We start from the raw sequence: 16,646 nt of genomic DNA, 5'->3' as shown, positions 1-16,646 counted from the left end.
TTATAAACCTTTTTTTGCGATTCTTATGTCATCTCTTCAAAATTATTCAGAAGATTCTGCGCAGGCTCTATGAACATATTGTGCAGATCATCCTCACTGGCCACCAGATAATCTCCGGCTCTGCCCGTCATATAAGCATCCTCATCCCAGATGGGGAATACCTTTACTCCCCGCTTCAGTTCAAGGGCATAGATACAAAAAACATCCGTAGGCATATTCATACGGACATATTCCGTCAGTAGATGATTGCTGCCATCCCTGCCGTCCTTGACCCTCGGGATATATCCCATAGAGCTGCAATATTCCTCCGGCAGGGGCAGATCACACAGTTCCAGGATCCGGTGAAATCTCCCGGCCGGGACCGGATGCAGCTCCCCGGTACGCTCCAGGGTGAAATACCGATCCTGTCTGGTGTCGATATCCATCGTACCGTCCTCGGTACGTATGGATACCACGTTTCCGAGTTCTGCCAGGTCCGCTGCCCTCAGGCAGGCGATCGGCTCTTTCCGCCTGCGGTATTTTTTACCCTCTTTTACAGGGAATTTGCGTTCTTTCGCATATACGATCTCAAAATTGTCAAAATACTGCGTCATCCGGTTATTGAAATAAGCCTCAGAATGCAGGGTTGGATATTTTTCCTCATACAGCTTCATGCTGATGTAGCCTCCGGCCTTTTCCACATGGCCGCCGCCGGAACCGATCCCCTCCGAGAGATAATCCGACAATTCACTGGCATTAACCTCCCGGATACAGCTTCTGACGGAGAATTTATATCCGCCGCTGTCCTCGTTATAGACTACACAAGTGTTAACCCCCGCCACCTGAAGCAGGAAATCACTGATCAGTCCCAGCACATTGGGGTCACAGGGCTGGGAATGGATCACAGCGAACTGGTAATCGTCATTGTAATTACAACGTAACAGTGCCACCCCGGCGATCTCCAGCTCCTTCAGGGAAATATTGGAATTGCGGAACAGGGATACCAGATTCTTGTCAAAGTTCAGGCTCTCGCGCATATCCATATCCACCGGATTGGACAGCTCCGAGAACTGATTGGTATCCATGAACAGCCCATAATACAAAGCGGTCCCCAGATCTTTATTTTTCTCCACCGGATAATGCATCTCCTGAAGCATGGTCCATACCAGAGTCGCACAGCTGCCAAGATTAGGTTGTAATCGCATTTTCTCCGTACAGATCACTTCCAGAGGATGATGATCGATCACTGCGATCTCCTCTGCCGGGATTACGGTCACATTGCCGGCACCGTATTGACAGTCCACTGTGATCAGAAGTCCGTCCACCGGCTCCTCTCCGGGATGCGCCAGATATTTCAGCGGAATTCCAAGTTTTTCCACCATCAGCGTCAGGTTTGCCTTTCTCACTTTGTTCTTCCCGGCATACAGCAGTCTCACATCTTTTCCCTGATCACGGAAAAAACAATACAATCCAAACCCGGACGCTATCGCATCCGCATCCGGATTGTCATGGCACTGGATCGTGATCCGGTCATATCCCAGCAATTCCTCCAGCATCATTTCTCTGCTTTTCTCTGCCCCTCGTCTGTCCATAACTACGCTTTCCTCATCTTCCTTATAAAAACTATTCAGAACCCCATTCGCAAAATCGCCTTTTCAAGGCTCACCTTTTGCTCATGTGGTTACCTCGCCATATAAATCTCTAAAAGCCTGACCATAAATGGTCAGCTTATTACAGATTTACATGGCTCTGAATAGTTACAGGCAGGTCCTGTTACAGTCCTGCCCGCAAATATCTGTCTTAATGGTGGAACAGACGGATGCCTGTAAACGCCATCACCATGTTATATTTATCGCAGCATGCAATAACATCTGCATCACGCACGGATCCACCGGGCTGTGCGATGTATTTTACACCACTCTTATGAGCTCTCTCGATATTATCGGAGAAGGGGAAGAATGCATCGCTTCCCAGAGTCACATCCTGCATTTTGTCAAGCCATGCTCTCTTTTCCTCTCTGGTAAATACAGGGGGTTTTACCTTGAAGATACCTTCCCAGGTACCGTCAGCCAGCACATCCATGTACTCATCGCCCATGTAGACATCAATGGCATTGTCACGGTTGGCTCTGCCTAAGCTGTCTACGAACTGCAGACCCAGCACCTGGGGAGACTGACGTAAGAACCAGTTGTCCGCCTTGCTGCCGGCCAGTCTGGTGCAGTGGATACGGGACTGCTGTCCGGCACCGATGCCGATAGCCTGACCGTCCTTGACATAGCATACGGAATTGGACTGGGTATACTTCAGAGTGATCAGTGCGATCTTCATATCGATCAGGGCACTCTCCGGGATCTCCTTGTTCACAGTCACGATATTGGACAGCAGGTCACCATTGATGTCCAGTTCGTTACGACCCTGCTCAAAAGTGATACCATATACCTGCTTGTGCTCGATGGGAGCGGGCCGGTAGGAAGGATCGATCTGGATGATATTGTAAGCACCCTTTTTCTTCTGCTTTAACAGCTCCAGTGCCTCGTCGGTATATCCGGGTGCGATGACACCGTCGGATACCTCTCTCTTGATCAGGCGTGCGGTATCTGCGTCGCAGACATCGGACAATGCGATGAAATCACCGAAGGAGGACATTCTATCTGCGCCACGTGCTCTTGCATAAGCACATGCCAGGGGAGACAGCTCTCCCAGATCATCCACCCAGTAGATCTTCGCCAGGGTGTCATTTAAGGGCAGTCCTACCGCAGCACCGGCGGGAGATACATGCTTAAAAGAAGTGGCTGCGGGAAGTCCCGTAGCTTCCTTCAGCTCCTTGACCAGCTGCCAGCCGTTGAAAGCATCCAGGAAATTGATATATCCGGGCTTGCCGTTCAGGACGGTCACAGGCAGGTCACTGCCGTCTTCCATGAAGATCCTGGAAGGCTTCTGGTTCGGGTTACATCCGTATTTTAACTGAATCTCGTTCATCTTATTTTTTCTCCTATTCTACGATATTCACTATTCAGAACCTGCATTCGCAAAACGCCTCTTTGAGGCTTCCTTTTTGCGCTCATTACACATTCTTGTTCACGATCTTAGTCTCGTATTTGCCGGTCTCGATATCAATGAAACGAACGAACAGGGAGACTTTGTTGTCCTCATTTAAGCTGTTCCACAGCATATCGGTAAATGCATCCATATCATCGGGGATCTCCACTAACTTCGGCTCACCCTGGAAACTGGGCAGGGGATTGCCATCGTGCATGTAAGTATGAATGAAACGTCCCTCTCCGGGAAGGGGATTCTCGTAAGCATAGGTAAAACGCAGGCAGGAATCAGGGTTGCCGTTGTCACTCTTCAAAATGGACATGGCGTAATTATACTTGCCGTTCTCGATATGCATGATACCGGAGATTCTCGGTGTATAATTCGGTCCGTCCGGCTCGAATTCTCTGGTGCGCAGGGACTGTTCAAAGGTCAGCTGTTTGTCCATTCCCTCGTAAATAGTGTCTGTCTGGTCACCGTTGGTCACGATGGTCTTGTTGCCCAGGACCCGTACCGGCGCATAGATGATCAGACTGGGATCTTCCAGTTTGGAAGGATCGAAAGCCTGGGTGCGGATGCCCTCTCCTTCTGTCACAAACACACGATTGCGGCTGTTGGCGCTTCTTCCCATGATAAAATAAGCGGTTACAGCATATTTACCGTTTGCAGAGCGTCCGATCACAATACCTCTGCCGGGATAAGCATTGCTTTTCAGTTCCTGTTCCAGTTGTAACATAGTTTTTCCTCCGTTTAATCTTTAAAATAAGAAACCGCCTAAGCACCAGAAATAGACGGTGCCCAGGCGGTCGGCTTTCACTATTCTACACTCCCTGTGGGTATCTCCACTGCAGCAGGCTGCGTTCCGCCAGTCGTGTAGCTATATCAATAGTAGCATGGTTGCCCGATACTTGACAAGAGGGATTTTGATAATTTTGTTACTTCCGTAACAGTTCTGCCCCAAAGCCTTCATAAAAGCGTCTGCTGCGCAACCGTCGCTGCTATGCAGCTCATCTTTTATTCATGTTTTGGGCGCTCCGCTCATAGAATAGCAAAAGTGCCGCTCCGTGTGCAAGCACCCGATCGTCGCATTTGCTATTCTATGGCTGAACTGTTACTTCACATATTTTGCCTCGAACGCATGCCTCTCCATAGGACGGTCAAAATAGTATCCCTGAATATATTTGACCTTCATGCCCTGCAGCACTTTGAACTGTTCCGGAGTCTCAATACCTTCCACGCAGACACTGACGCCAATGGTCTGTGCCAGCTCTGCCACCATCTTGATAAAGGACTGGGAATAGGCATCCCCCGCCAGATCCTTGACGAAGCTCTGATCCACCTTGATGACATCAATGGGGATCTCACGAATATGGTTTAGGGAAGAATAACCGGTTCCGAAATCATCCAGTGCCAGTGAGACACCCAGTGCCTTGATCCGGTTCAATATCTCTTTCATACGATCCATATCGTTGATCGCAAGACTCTCTGTTACCTCCAGTGTCAGATTCTTCGGCGATAAGCCGGTGTCCGCAAGCGCCTTTTCCACCGTCTCCACGATGTCCGGCTGAAGGAGCTGAACCACGGAAAGGTTGACATTTACCTTATAATCCGGATATCCGGTATCGTTCCAGTGCTTACAGCGGGTACAGGCCTCCGTCAGTACATAATTGCCGATGGGATTGATCAGTCCCAGATACTCCGCCAGGGGAATGAATTCCGCCGGTGAGATAAATCCCAGCTTTGCACTGTTCCAGCGGATCAGTGCCTCGGCTCCGGCACAGACATCCTTGCCGCCCTGAATATCGATGATAGGCTGGTAATAGACCTCGAACTCCCGGTAGCCTTCCACCGTGGCATCACGCATGTTCTTCTCCATATCCAGACGGCGTCCCGATACGGAATCATTGCCTTCCCGATACGTTTCCACACGGTTTTTACCAGTCTTTTTCGCCTCATACATGGCAATATCCGCTTTTTTGATCAGATCTGTCACAGAATCTCCTGCATCCGGGAAAGTGACGATGCCCATACTCATGGTACAGTAATAATCTGCATCCTTCAAAAACCAGGGTTTGCTGAAGATCTTCTTAATATCTTCCACAATATTTCCAAACCGGGGATAGCTGTCCGGCGGAATGATAATGACGAATTCGTCTCCACCCATACGGTAACAGGTATTCTCGATGCCATTGATCCGTTTCAATGCATGGGAGATGGATTTTAACAGCACATCACCGTACTGGTGTCCCAGTCCGTCATTGATATGCTTGAAATCATCCAGATCCAGATACAATAACGCTCCTTTTCCTCCGATCTTCTTCGCCTGATCGATCTGTCTCGCCAGATCCCTCTCACAGCACATGCGGTTATACAGTCCCGTCAGAAAATCTGTGTATGCCTGCTGCTCGATCCGGCGCTGGTACAGCTTTTTATCTGTAATGTCATACAGAGAGTACAGATTGGCTTTTTTGCCATCCACCCAGGCGATCTCCTTGCACAACAGATCGTACCAGGTCTCCTTCTCCGCATGATATACCACGCTGACAGTTCTGGTTTTGTCCTTGTGGATACTGGACTGCAGCAGGGCATCAAAATTATGATCCATCAGTTCCTTGGCAAAGGTATTCTTCAATATCTGGTTGGCGAACAGCATTCTGCCAGTATTCTGATCCGTTACGTAGATGGCACATCCCACATTGTCCAGGATCTCCTCCAGTGCGGCGTAAGAACCTGCCAGGGAATTTTTCTGGATCCGTCTGGTCAGGATACTCTGTAAGATCTTCACCGCGTCAGAAGTGAACTTGATCTCCGCCATGCTCCAGACATGCCCCTGTCTTCTGTGGTTCAGAGACAGCACCATATTGCCGCTCTCCTGTTTCAGGATAGGAAATATCATCACGGCTTTCATGCCTATCTTTTCAATTTCCTCAGAGTCAGGCTTACCCACACTGTCCGTAGATACCACCAGTGGCTTCTCTGTATGGAGAAAAGATTTCTCGGGAATCCCGCTAGTCTTGTCAAAATAAGAGATCAGTCCCGGTGCCAGCCATTCACAGACGACATTCATCGTATCCGTGCCTGCCTGCAGCTGAAAAATCTCTGCGCTGTCTACCTGAATGTGCTGTGCCAAAATCTTCAGCCATCGGTTCATGGCCAGTTCGATCTGTTCATCGCTGTCCAGAAGCTGGACGATCTCCGTAGTAGCCTCTATCGTATGGAGATTGCGGCTCATCTCTTCCTCCGCATATCTGCTCCTTCTGCTCTCGGCTTCCGCACTGAAACAGGACATACGGTCTCTGTAGATATCTGCACTGGTATCCCGCAACAGATCCAGAATCTGGTAAAAAGATATGGTATCGAGCTTCTTCAGATCATATACCTGCCAGTACAGAATGATCTGATTCTCCACACTGACGGCAACTGCTGCCACATGTCCGCCATCCGGCAGCTCTTCCACCACCTGTTCCTCCAGGGATCCTTCCTGTACTCTGTCTAATGCCTGCGCTGCTTTCTTCCGATATTCTCCTAAGATCGGATCTTCCCCATCCGGTCTTATCAGGGACTTATCGATGTACGGCTCTGTTATGGCTCTGCCTTCCTTGTCCACACAAACCGCTGTGACTCCCGTCACCTTGCAGAACTCGTTCTGCAGATGCTGCAGGCGCTTTTCGTCTATCAATTCACGTAATGCAAACTCAGCCACTTTTTTGCTCCCCTGTTTCTCTGTAAAATATTCAGAAATTCCTTCCCGAATATTTATATTCTACCATGTATCCCAAAATTGATACAAGCTATTATTTTACATTTTTCGTTATATTTATTAAATTGCTTAAAAAATTCGGATCATTTTGTCAATTATTGCAAATACTTTGCATGCAGAAAAAGGCGATCGTAAGTCTGACCTACGATCACCTTTCTCATCTCTTTTTGGTAAAACTTATTTATCATCCACGCTGTAGTTCGGAGCTTCCTTGGTGATGTGGATATCATGAGGATGGCTCTCTTTCAGAGATGCTGCGGAGATCTTCACGAATCTGCCGGTCTCTTTCAGGGTTTCGATATCCTGTGCCCCGCAGTAACCCATACCGGAACGAAGACCGCCGAGTAACTGGAATACGGTATCTTCTACGCTGCCCTTGTAAGCCACACGGCCCTCGACACCTTCGGGTACCAGTTTCTTTGCATTCTCCTGGAAATAACGATCCTTACTGCCGTTCTCCATAGCCGCGATGGAGCCCATGCCACGGTATACCTTGTATTTTCTGCCCTGGAACAGTTCGTATTCTCCCGGGCTCTCCTCGCATCCTGCGAACATGGAACCCATCATACATACGTTACCGCCGGCTGCGATTGCCTTGGTAATATCTCCGGAATACTTGATACCGCCATCAGCAATGATGGGAATACCGTATTCTTTTGCCACGCTATAGCAGTCCATGATAGCGGATACCTGGGGAACACCGATACCTGCAACCACACGGGTAGTACAGATGGAACCAGGTCCGATACCTACCTTAACGGCATCTGCACCTGCCTCGATCAGTGCACGGGTTGCGTCGCCGGTAGCTACGTTACCTGCGATCACCTGCAGATTGGGGTATTTTTCCTTGATCATCTTCAGACAGTTCAGTACGTTCTGGGAATGACCGTGTGCGGAATCCAGTACGATGACATCAACCTTGGCTGCTACTAAAGCTGCCACACGATCCAGTACATTTGCGGTGATACCTACGCCGGCACCGCAGAGCAGTCTGCCCTGGGAATCCTTGGCTGCCAGAGGATATTTGATGGTCTTCTCAATATCTTTGATGGTGATCAGACCCTTGAGGTTGAAGTCCTTATCTACAATAGGAAGTTTTTCCTTTCTTGCTTTTGCCAGGATCTTCTTCGCTTCTTCCAGAGTAATACCTTCGGGAGCGGTGATCAGGCCTTCGCTGGTCATGGACTCCTTGATCTTCTTGGTAAAATCAGTCTCAAACTTCAGATCACGGTTGGTGATGATGCCGACTAATTTTCTGCCCTCGGTGATAGGCACACCGGAGATCCTGAATTTCGCCATCAATGCATCTGCGTCTGCCAGAGTGTGCTCGGGAGACAGGGAAAACGGATCGGTGATGACACCATTCTCGGAACGCTTTACCTTATCTACCTCTTCTGCCTGTGCCTCGATAGACATGTTCTTATGGATGATACCGATACCACCCTGTCTTGCCATGGCGATCGCCATGCGGTGCTCGGTAACGGTGTCCATTCCTGCGCTCATCATAGGAATGTTCAGCTTGATCTTTTTTGTCAGCCATGTGGTCAAATCCACCTGATTGGGGACTACCTGAGAATAAGACGGTACCAGAAGTACGTCGTCAAAGGTAATGCCTTCACCAATAATCTGTCCCATTTTCTCTCCTCCTGTGTTCATTTGATAAGATTTGTGAATGATTTGTTTTGGTAATATAAGCTATGCTTATAATAAATATTTGCTGTGCTTATAACATTTCCATGAGTTTAGCAAAGTTTTCTATGGCTGTCAACCGGTGAGTGCTAATTATTTTGTGAAGAATTTATGAATCCTTAATTTTACGGGCTTCACAGGGATTTTTCACTTGCTTTCGCACTCGATTTTCTTACCACATTTTACGACAACGACTTCTGGTTTATACCACAGCAGGTACGGTTTCTTGCAGGTTCATTTTAGACATCTCGTTCTCCACATGAGACTTCTCTGCAATATGATTATAGACATTCATTGTGACCTGTGTATCCGAATGGTCCATGATATACCGCATAACTTTGGGATTGACATTGTTCTCACCCAGTCTGCTACATCCCGTATGACAATGCTCATGTGCGGTAAAGAAACATATGATTTTTAGACAGCAGACCACTATTCCTTTATTTAACCACGGATTGTATTTTAGGAAAATAGCCAAGAATATCAACAACAATTGAAGAGAGTGTGACCACCCTTTCCAAGGAACAAAGAAGGAAGGTATTTCCATGACTGGACAAACATGAAGCCAATCAAAAACATATCCACTATACCCATGATACCTATTACCAGATTGTTATTCGCCTTGTGTTCTTTGACGCTGCCCATATGCTGGTGACAGGATGTAAACGAGAAAAATTTCTTGAATGCTGGATTGAGGATTTAAGAAACAGTGACCCTTATTATTTTATAAAGGTACTTTAATTACACATAAGATTTGTTGAGCAAAATGATGATTTTCAAAAGCATTATTGACACAATATTGTGAATATATTATAATAATTGTGTAAAATGACGCATATTTTTAGAGGAATAGGAGGATTATTATGAAAACTGTAAAGAAATTTCCCCAAATTGTAGTGTCACTACTAACTGCTTTCGGAGTAATGGTATCAACAATACCAGTTATGGCAGCGGAATCTGCTGATTCTTTGAGTGCAGAACCTGTTGTGACGAACTTGTTATCAAGTTTAGGTGAATCGGGTAATTTTTCAGCCGTTAAAACACTCAAAGATGCTAATGATGAAAACCGATATTCATATCTTCCTTTTTCATCAGGTGGCTATTTAATTTATGATTCTAAATTTAATATTGTTGCGGAGTATTCTACATCTACCAGCAATAGTTATATAGAATCAACAGATTTAGTGTATTACGCAGGAGCTTTACAATATTTTACCGAGAACGAAAATTCCTTTGTTGAAATACCTACTGGTAATATAGTAGGTTCTAAGGAATATTTCACATCGTACTTTAATGCTATCAATTCAGAGGTGAAACGAAATTATGCAAAAAACCGTTCATCTCTTCCAGATACGAGAGCTGCCCATTACATAAGTGGAAATGTACCAAATTATAAGCACAATCCTGATGGTATATGTGGTTCTACATCAGCGGCAATGTTGTTAAGGTGGTATGATATTTATAAGAACCAGAAATATGTACCATCTTCTTTAGAAAGCGGAGATGGTGTTGATTTAATTGAACATTTGAGAGGGTATATTGATGGAGATGTTCCGGGTAGTGTAGCTGGAGATGTTTTCACTGGCATTATGTCTTATTGTTCGAGTCAAGGTGTTAGCCATCCGGGAGGTTTTGACGGATATAATGACAACTATGTTATTGGAAGAGTTGATACATATGGAACTCCATTTTTGTTGATTATCCATAACCATCCTACATATAAAAATCACTGGATAACAGGTTACGGTTACAATATCTCTGGTGGAACTTGTTACCCCATTGTTAATGATGGCTGGGGAGATACAAATGTATCAATCAATCCAATATATGCGTCACAGATTGTTTGGTAAAACTTATAAGTTATAAGATTAAAAGGCAGATTTGCAATGAGAATTTAAGATTCATCATAAATCTGCCTTGTTATTTTATAAATTTGGAGGTTATTCATGAAAAAACCAAAATTTATTTGCACAATAGTAGTTTTTATTGCAATTAGTTTAGGCGTAATATTATTTTTTTCCATGGCAAGTACGGAAGGCAAACAAGATTATTTTGAAGGAAAAGTTTTAGAAAACTCAGATGATTATATAGTCATTAAAATTAACTCATCATACGAAAAGTTAATTAGTAAGTTAGGAGAAAATGTAAAAATAGAAAAAACAGCTGTTGTTAAAGAATGTGATTTTTCTAAATTTATATCTAATGAAAGTGTGCGTGTGTTATATAGTGGTATAAATCCCAAAAAGCATGAATTAGAACATATATTTGCAATTTATACCTTATCGGAAATACAAGAAATAGTTCCTTCGCGATAGATAAAATTGCTTTTACAACTGAATATCCCGTCGCCCCACAGCGGCACATGAAGCAGTAAATCCGAAAAAGATTTGCTGCTTTTTTTGCACCCGTTTTTGGCAAATCGGAAAATGTCGGTACTGATAAGTGATCAGGGGAAAATTCTCGTTTTCTATCAAGTAGCAGGCAGAACGTAGCTTCCGAAGCGTTCTATTGTCGGGAAAGACCGAGCCGCCGGAAAGACCGTCCATTCTGCTCTTTTGTGGTTTGTAGGGAGTAAGGGGAGAACGCCAGCCCGCAGCCTTTTATGAAAAAGTTGGTTGCGATTTCTCAAAAACAGTTCCGCTTCACACCCCGTTTTTCTCCTATTAGTGGGAGGACACCACGCACAAAGAAAGGAGGTCAACCACCTATGAAACGATACAACACACCCCACCGCAGCCGGGTAGTCAAGACACGCATGACAGAAGAAGAATACGCCGCTTTTGCGGAAAGGCTTTCTGCTTACCACATGAGCCAAGCCGAGTTATCCGCTATCTTCAAGCGGCTGTATGAGGACAGCGTGACTGGGCGCATATCAGACGAGCGTTTCACAGAGCTGTCGGCAGACTATGAAGCAGAACAACGGGAGCTGAAAGAAAGAGCTGCTGCTATTCAAGCGGAGCTTTCCAAAGCACAGGAAGCCACTGTGAACGCAAAAAAGTTTATGAATGTTGTCCGGCGGCATACCAGCTTTGAAGAACTTACCCCTACTCTGCTGCGGGAGTTTGTAGAGAAAATCGTTGTGCATGAGTGCAGCTATGACGAGAACAAGACCCGCAGACAGGACATTGAGATTTATTATTCTTTTGTTGGCAAGGTGGACTTGCCCGAATAAGCCCGACCTATCCGACACAATGCGCAAGTGCCGGATAGGAACGGCAAATTTTTTTACACTTCTATTACTTCTTTATCGCACAATCATTTCTTATGAGTTTCCAAAATCCATGTTCACATTTTACCCTATTTTTCTCATTCTGCCTACTTCTATTTTTCATACAATAATGAGGTCGCAATCCACGACCTCATCACCTTCATTTAAACATAAATCAACTCTTTGAGAATAATCTCTTCTGCAATCGTTCTGTGCTGGTTGGCAGCTCGCACCCATGCCATTTGATCTGCTTCTTTATCTGGCAATGGTTCTTTTTCTTCTAATTGCTTCAGAATTACATCTTCCCGTTCTCTGGCTACTTTTTCCACCTCAAGAAGATGCTCTCCAATGGTGTCCTGCAGAAGCATGACCTAATACAGAGAATTTTTATGATTCTTCAGATAATCTCTGCGTAAGAAACCATACTTGCCAAGTTGCTCCATCTGTTCACTGGATTTATAAATAAGGTTTGAAATAAGGTATCCATTTAAATTCGTATACGTTAATTTCATTTTATTAGAACTCTCCATTTCTCATCATTTTTGGGTCACAATTTTACGACATTTACGACAAATCTGACACTGCTTTACAATACCAGACAAACTAACTGATGCCCCGGAAAGCCTGTAAAATAGTCACTTTCGAGATACACAAGACAGGACAAAAACCGACTTCCATTATCAAGAGGATATTATAGATTTTTTCTCAATAATTATTTTAATAATTTTGTATCAAAAAAGGATTCCGATGCATTCTGTTCACCGGAATCCTTTTGTTCATGAATCACTCACTGATCATTATTCACTGAATACCTTACGGGGAGCTACACTCTTAAGTACCTTCACCAGTTCCTCGTTGGGGCTTAAAATGATCTTCTCGCCACCTTCATAATACATAGCATAACGACCGTCCGGCTGAAGTACCTCGCCGATGCTGTAATCCTTCTCCTTCACCTGACGGTTCTTGAAGTTGTCCAGATGATACGAATAGACCGGTGCAAATACTTCCATGCGGTCCAGGCTGTAAGTAGCTACACGCTTTCTCTTACTCTTTGCCATGATCTTGTCCACAGACAGTTCCTTATCCAGATAGAGATATTCATACTCCAGATCCGTGAACATATTCAGAAAATAAGCTCCCACACCCGCAACAAGAGCGACCGGCAGGAAAATGATAAACACAAACATTACCAGGCAGCTTAACACTGTCAGGGTGACAAGTAATACTTTTAAGATTTTAGCCCACATGGGCTGCTTTGCTTTTACCAGACATTCTACGTAAGAATCACTCATTTTTCGTTTCCTTTTCTCTCATATATTTTGCAGCAGAGATTTTGTGCACCGTTCTTCCGTTCCTTCGGAAAATCTCTGTTTACGTCTGTCCGGATTCTGCTTCTCCTGACAATCGTCTTCTATTATGATATATCATCCGTGAAAAACATGCAAGATATGCCCGGATTTTTGGGGCGATTTAATTCTTTTTTTAGAATCCCCTCACACTTCCTTCATTGACTTTCGGATATGGAACCTTTATCATAAATTTATATTGCACATAGAAAGGCGGTTTTTCCATGGCGGTAATGGACGAATTCAAAGAAGAACGGGAAGCACTGAAAAACGGCACTCCCAAACAGAAGCTGGCGTATTTCTGGTATTATTATAAATGGCACGTGATCATTTCTGTGATCGTCATCGGCATGATCGTAAGCTTTATTTACCAGTATACGAACCGGAAGGATACCGCTTTTAACGCTGTTTTATTAAATGCAAGCCTCTTAGACCAGATGTCTTCCGAGCAGCCGGATTTCCTTACGGATTTCGCCGAAAAAGAGGGCATCGATCTGAATACCAGCGATATCACCTTTGATACTTCTATTCGTATCGTGGAAGACAGCATGGACGAGACCTCCGTCACTTCTACCCAGAAGCTGATGGTATATGTGGCAGCAAATGAGCTTGACAGCATGATCACGGATTTCGATTCTTTCCAAAAATATGCCAACAGCAGCCTGTTCTATGATCTGCGGGATATCCTCACAGAAGAACAGCTCCAGGCACTGGAACCTTATTTCTATTACGTGGACAGAGAAGTAGTGTTGGCGATCGAGGCAGCAAACGATGATCTGAATACCGATTATACTCCGGAATATCCCGATCCTCTCCACCCGGAAGAGATGCAGGATCCCGTCCCGGTAGGCATCTGCCTGACCGGCTGTACGGATCTGACCGACAACTATTACTTCCGCGGAGACGGTATCGTCATGGGCATCTACGCCAATGCGGAACATGCGGATACCGCAGTGGATCTGGCGGAATATTTATTGAGCAAATAGAAATTTGCAACACTGAACTTAAAAGGCATGCCCCGTTGCGATGGGACATGCCTTAATTTTTTAAAAATCCAGATCGCGGAAGCGGTTTGGTTTCTTGGGCTTACGCCGCTTTTTCGCCTGTCTGATAGCTTCTCTCCGCCTGCTTTGCAGGTCCTGGTTCACCGAGCGGTACCGGGATCTGGAGCGCTTTCTCCTGCGGCCAAACCGCCACGTCAACCTGGTACTGCGATGTGCGAATTGATAGTTCTTAATAAACGCCCGGAGCAAAAGTATCAGGAAGATCACTACAGCGATCCCCAGTATCCAGAAAAATACCTTGATCACATTGATAAATATCACTGCTGGACCGCCGGAGGCCGTATCTTCTTCCCCGGAAGCTGCCGGCTGTGTGGCAGTGGGAATACCTCCGCCCTCGTCGGCCGGCTCATCAGCCGCCGCTCCTTCTGTCGGCTGCGTAGCCCCGGTGCTGTCCGGCTCCTGCGTCGCTGCTGTAGCTTCTGCCCCATCCGTTGTTCCTGTGGTCTCGTCCCCAAACACACTGCTTCCTTTTTCCGAAGCCGTGAAATCTATGGATGCCGTTCCCAGTACCACATCATTGTAGGTATAGGTGATCACGGCAGCCTGCCCCGGCGCGGTATTGTCGTAGGAGATTGCGGACACAGCATCCTGGAACGTAATCGTGTTGGGCAGGGTAATACTGTCGTTTTGGTTCAATTGCAGAATCGGTTTGGAATTTCCGAAGATATCGTTGCCGCTGTAAAAAGCTCCCGCATTGTCGATATTATATTTCGTCTCCGTCTGAGAGATGTTTGCTCTCTGGAAATTACTGAATCCATAGTCGAACAGAGCAATCGTATCTTCATAGTAATTAGGGTTCTCATCCTTCATCACCACGCAGATCAACTTCATGCCGTCCTTCTCCGCACAGGAGACCAGGGTGCTTCTCGCCACATCGGTATAACCGGTCTTACATCCTACCAGGTAGGGATATGCGTATTTTCCACCCGGGATCAGTTCCATCTTATTGACTTCCATGATGTCATCCGGTTGTCTCTCCGACGGCAGAATGTGTAGCATGTGCGTCATGGTCATCTTGCATAATGCTTCATTGGCAAAAAAAGCTCTGCCGATCATCGCCAGATCATAGGCGCTGGTGTAATGCTCCTCATTGGGAAGACCGTTGGGATTGACAAAATGAGAATCCACACATCCCAGTTCCTTCGCACGCTCGTTCATGATATCACCGAAATCCTGCCAGGTCGTCCCCGAGATATGTTCCGCCACCGCAAAAGAGACTTCATTCGCTGAACGGATCAGAATCGCATTCAGACATTCCTCCATGGTCAGCTGCTCTCCCGGCTCGATGGCGATATGGTTGCTTCCGGGGTCGATATCATGTACCGCATCATAGGAGAAATCCACGATCTCATCCATGCTGCAGCGTTCTGAAGCAATCAGGGTCGTTAATATTTTCGTGGTACTGGCGGGATATTCCTTTTGATGAATATTTTTCGCATATAAGATTGCGCCGGTATCCGCATCCATCAAAATTGCGGATTCCGCACTGATCACCGGTCCCGTAGGCCAGTTCGCCACTGCATTGGACTGCACTGCCAGTGACTGATTGTAGGCAATGTTCTCCTCTTTGATGGTGGTAGCCGAAACTGTAAGTCCATCAGACGCAAAAAGGCAGATAACGCTGATTCCCATGACTGCCTTCGTAAAAAGTGTTCTATATGATAAATGCTTAAAAAAACGCATGTATAAATCCTTCCTGATATATCTTTATAAACCTTTATAAAAATGGTGTATGATAATGCACATTCTCTATCATACACCATTTTATTTAAAAACCAAAGTGCTAACTTAATTTTTTTCGCATATGTTCCTGTCCGTCAAAATCTTTCCAGACAAACTCGCTGCCTTCCCAGATCATGTATCCATGCCAGCTGTCTTCCTTGGGCAGTGACACCGATCCGGGATTCATATAAATGTAAGATTCCTCTTCGTGTACAGCGCACTTCGGCACATGAGTGTGTCCGTGCAGCAATATGTCCCCGGGATGCAGCGGCGGAAGCTTCTGTTCGTTATAGATATGTCCATGTGTGGCATAGACTGCCGTCTCCCCTTCCGCAATCACACAGTAATCCGCTAACACAGGGAATTCCAACACCATCTGGTCCACCTCAGTATCACAATTGCCCCGGACGCAATAGATGTCATTTTTATGGGCATTCAAAAGTTCAATGACTTCCTTCGGCGCATATCCTTCCGGGAGGTCATTGCGGGGACCGTGATATAAGATATCCCCCAACAACAGAAGTCTCTCCGCTTCCTCTTTTTCATATGCCTCTAATAATTTTCTGCAATAGTATGCCGAACCGTGAATGTCCGACGCGATCATCCATTTCATCCTCTTTCCTCCGGGTTTTATATGAAACCAGCCACGACCGCCCGATGCAACAGGGTCGTGCACAACCACCTGTTCCGTCAGGGGCATGCATGTTCATCCATTCCAACAGGGTCACTTGACAAGCTTTCCAAGATAAAGTACATTGACAATACAGATTCTACACGAATCTGCAGCATTCATCAAGAAAAGTCATTAAATAAGAAAAATCATTAAACAAGAAAAATCATTA

The 16,646-nt window shown here is 45.7% G+C and carries 11 protein-coding genes, 2 pseudogenes and 1 riboswitch; of the genes and pseudogenes, 4 read left to right on the top strand and 9 right to left on the bottom strand.

From position 1 onward, the window contains the following. Positions 1-23 precede the first annotated feature (23 nt). The 5 genes from H9Q77_RS03665 to guaB form a co-directional block, all read right to left on the bottom strand. Complete coding sequence (locus tag H9Q77_RS03665; RefSeq protein WP_249326567.1) at positions 24-1,571, bottom strand: DHH family phosphoesterase; 1,548 nt, start codon at positions 1,569-1,571, stop codon at positions 24-26. 208 nt (positions 1,572-1,779) lie between these two features. Next, the gene (locus H9Q77_RS03660) at positions 1,780-2,958 is read right to left on the bottom strand and encodes a phosphoribosylaminoimidazolecarboxamide formyltransferase (RefSeq protein WP_022153026.1); all 1,179 of its coding nucleotides are present in this window, start codon (positions 2,956-2,958) and stop codon (positions 1,780-1,782) included. Between the two features lie 85 nt (positions 2,959-3,043). Then, the gene (locus H9Q77_RS03655) at positions 3,044-3,751 is read right to left on the bottom strand and encodes an IMP cyclohydrolase (RefSeq protein WP_022153025.1); all 708 of its coding nucleotides are present in this window, start codon (positions 3,749-3,751) and stop codon (positions 3,044-3,046) included. 53 nt (positions 3,752-3,804) lie between these two features. Beyond that, positions 3,805-3,898: riboswitch (ZMP/ZTP riboswitch) on the bottom strand. A 228-nt stretch (positions 3,899-4,126) separates the two neighbouring features. After that, positions 4,127-6,718 carry a sensor domain-containing protein gene (locus H9Q77_RS03650; RefSeq protein ID WP_249326566.1) on the bottom strand — a complete coding sequence of 864 codons (2,592 nt, stop codon included), beginning with the start codon at positions 6,716-6,718 and terminating at the stop codon, positions 4,127-4,129. A gap of 234 nt (positions 6,719-6,952) precedes the next feature. Next, positions 6,953-8,410: an IMP dehydrogenase gene (gene guaB / locus H9Q77_RS03645; RefSeq protein ID WP_249326565.1), complete on the bottom strand. Its 1,458-nt coding sequence runs from the start codon at positions 8,408-8,410 to the stop codon at positions 6,953-6,955. A gap of 917 nt (positions 8,411-9,327) precedes the next feature. Between guaB and H9Q77_RS03640 the strand changes: the two genes are divergently transcribed. The 3 genes and pseudogenes from H9Q77_RS03640 to H9Q77_RS03630 all read left to right on the top strand — a co-directional run. Beyond that, the gene (locus H9Q77_RS03640; protein ID WP_249326564.1) at positions 9,328-10,314 is read left to right on the top strand and encodes a hypothetical protein; all 987 of its coding nucleotides are present in this window, start codon (positions 9,328-9,330) and stop codon (positions 10,312-10,314) included. Between the two features lie 96 nt (positions 10,315-10,410). Beyond that, positions 10,411-10,779: a hypothetical protein gene (locus H9Q77_RS03635; RefSeq protein ID WP_249326563.1), complete on the top strand. Its 369-nt coding sequence runs from the start codon at positions 10,411-10,413 to the stop codon at positions 10,777-10,779. A 497-nt stretch (positions 10,780-11,276) separates the two neighbouring features. Beyond that, a pseudogene (locus tag H9Q77_RS03630) lies at positions 11,277-11,636 on the top strand (DUF4368 domain-containing protein); the annotation flags it as partial. Between the two features lie 200 nt (positions 11,637-11,836). Here the strand turns inward: H9Q77_RS03630 and H9Q77_RS03625 are convergent. Next, positions 11,837-12,184 (bottom strand): annotated as a pseudogene (locus H9Q77_RS03625) (TnpV protein). A 285-nt stretch (positions 12,185-12,469) separates the two neighbouring features. Further along, positions 12,470-12,964: a DUF6106 family protein gene (locus H9Q77_RS03620; protein ID WP_118546777.1), complete on the bottom strand. Its 495-nt coding sequence runs from the start codon at positions 12,962-12,964 to the stop codon at positions 12,470-12,472. 278 nt (positions 12,965-13,242) lie between these two features. Between H9Q77_RS03620 and H9Q77_RS03615 the strand changes: the two genes are divergently transcribed. Then, positions 13,243-14,004, top strand: a complete 762-nt coding sequence (locus tag H9Q77_RS03615) for a hypothetical protein (RefSeq protein WP_249326562.1) — start codon at positions 13,243-13,245, stop codon at positions 14,002-14,004. Between the two features lie 60 nt (positions 14,005-14,064). Here the strand turns inward: H9Q77_RS03615 and H9Q77_RS03610 are convergent, their stop codons facing one another. Both H9Q77_RS03610 and yfcE read right to left on the bottom strand, forming a co-directional pair. Then, positions 14,065-15,765, bottom strand: a complete 1,701-nt coding sequence (locus H9Q77_RS03610; protein WP_249326561.1) for a D-alanyl-D-alanine carboxypeptidase — start codon at positions 15,763-15,765, stop codon at positions 14,065-14,067. Between the two features lie 100 nt (positions 15,766-15,865). Then, positions 15,866-16,417, bottom strand: coding sequence for a phosphodiesterase (yfcE, locus tag H9Q77_RS03605; protein WP_118546774.1), 552 nt, complete (start codon positions 16,415-16,417; stop codon positions 15,866-15,868). Positions 16,418-16,646: the final 229 nt, after the last annotated feature.

The sequence above is a fragment of the Simiaoa sunii genome (assembly GCF_014337175.1).
GTDB classification, from domain to species: Bacteria; Bacillota; Clostridia; order Lachnospirales; family Lachnospiraceae; genus Acetatifactor; species Acetatifactor intestinalis.
This window is presented reverse-complemented; position numbering and strand designations above follow the sequence as displayed.

Bases quoted from the DNA above. Each gene is read 5' to 3' on its own strand.
- yfcE (WP_118546774.1), bottom strand. From the start codon at position 16,417: ATGAAATGGATGATCGCGTCGGACATTCACGGTTCGGCATACTATTGC.
- H9Q77_RS03655 (WP_022153025.1), bottom strand. From the start codon at position 3,751: ATGTTACAACTGGAACAGGAACTGAAAAGCAATGCTTATCCCGGCAGA.
- H9Q77_RS03610 (WP_249326561.1), bottom strand. From the start codon at position 15,765: ATGCGTTTTTTTAAGCATTTATCATATAGAACACTTTTTACGAAGGCA.
- H9Q77_RS03665 (WP_249326567.1), bottom strand. From the start codon at position 1,571: ATGGACAGACGAGGGGCAGAGAAAAGCAGAGAAATGATGCTGGAGGAA.
- H9Q77_RS03640 (WP_249326564.1), top strand. From the start codon at position 9,328: ATGAAAACTGTAAAGAAATTTCCCCAAATTGTAGTGTCACTACTAACT.
- H9Q77_RS03635 (WP_249326563.1), top strand. From the start codon at position 10,411: ATGAAAAAACCAAAATTTATTTGCACAATAGTAGTTTTTATTGCAATT.
- H9Q77_RS03615 (WP_249326562.1), top strand. From the start codon at position 13,243: ATGGCGGTAATGGACGAATTCAAAGAAGAACGGGAAGCACTGAAAAAC.
- guaB (WP_249326565.1), bottom strand. From the start codon at position 8,410: ATGGGACAGATTATTGGTGAAGGCATTACCTTTGACGACGTACTTCTG.
- H9Q77_RS03620 (WP_118546777.1), bottom strand. From the start codon at position 12,964: ATGAGTGATTCTTACGTAGAATGTCTGGTAAAAGCAAAGCAGCCCATG.
- H9Q77_RS03660 (WP_022153026.1), bottom strand. From the start codon at position 2,958: ATGAACGAGATTCAGTTAAAATACGGATGTAACCCGAACCAGAAGCCT.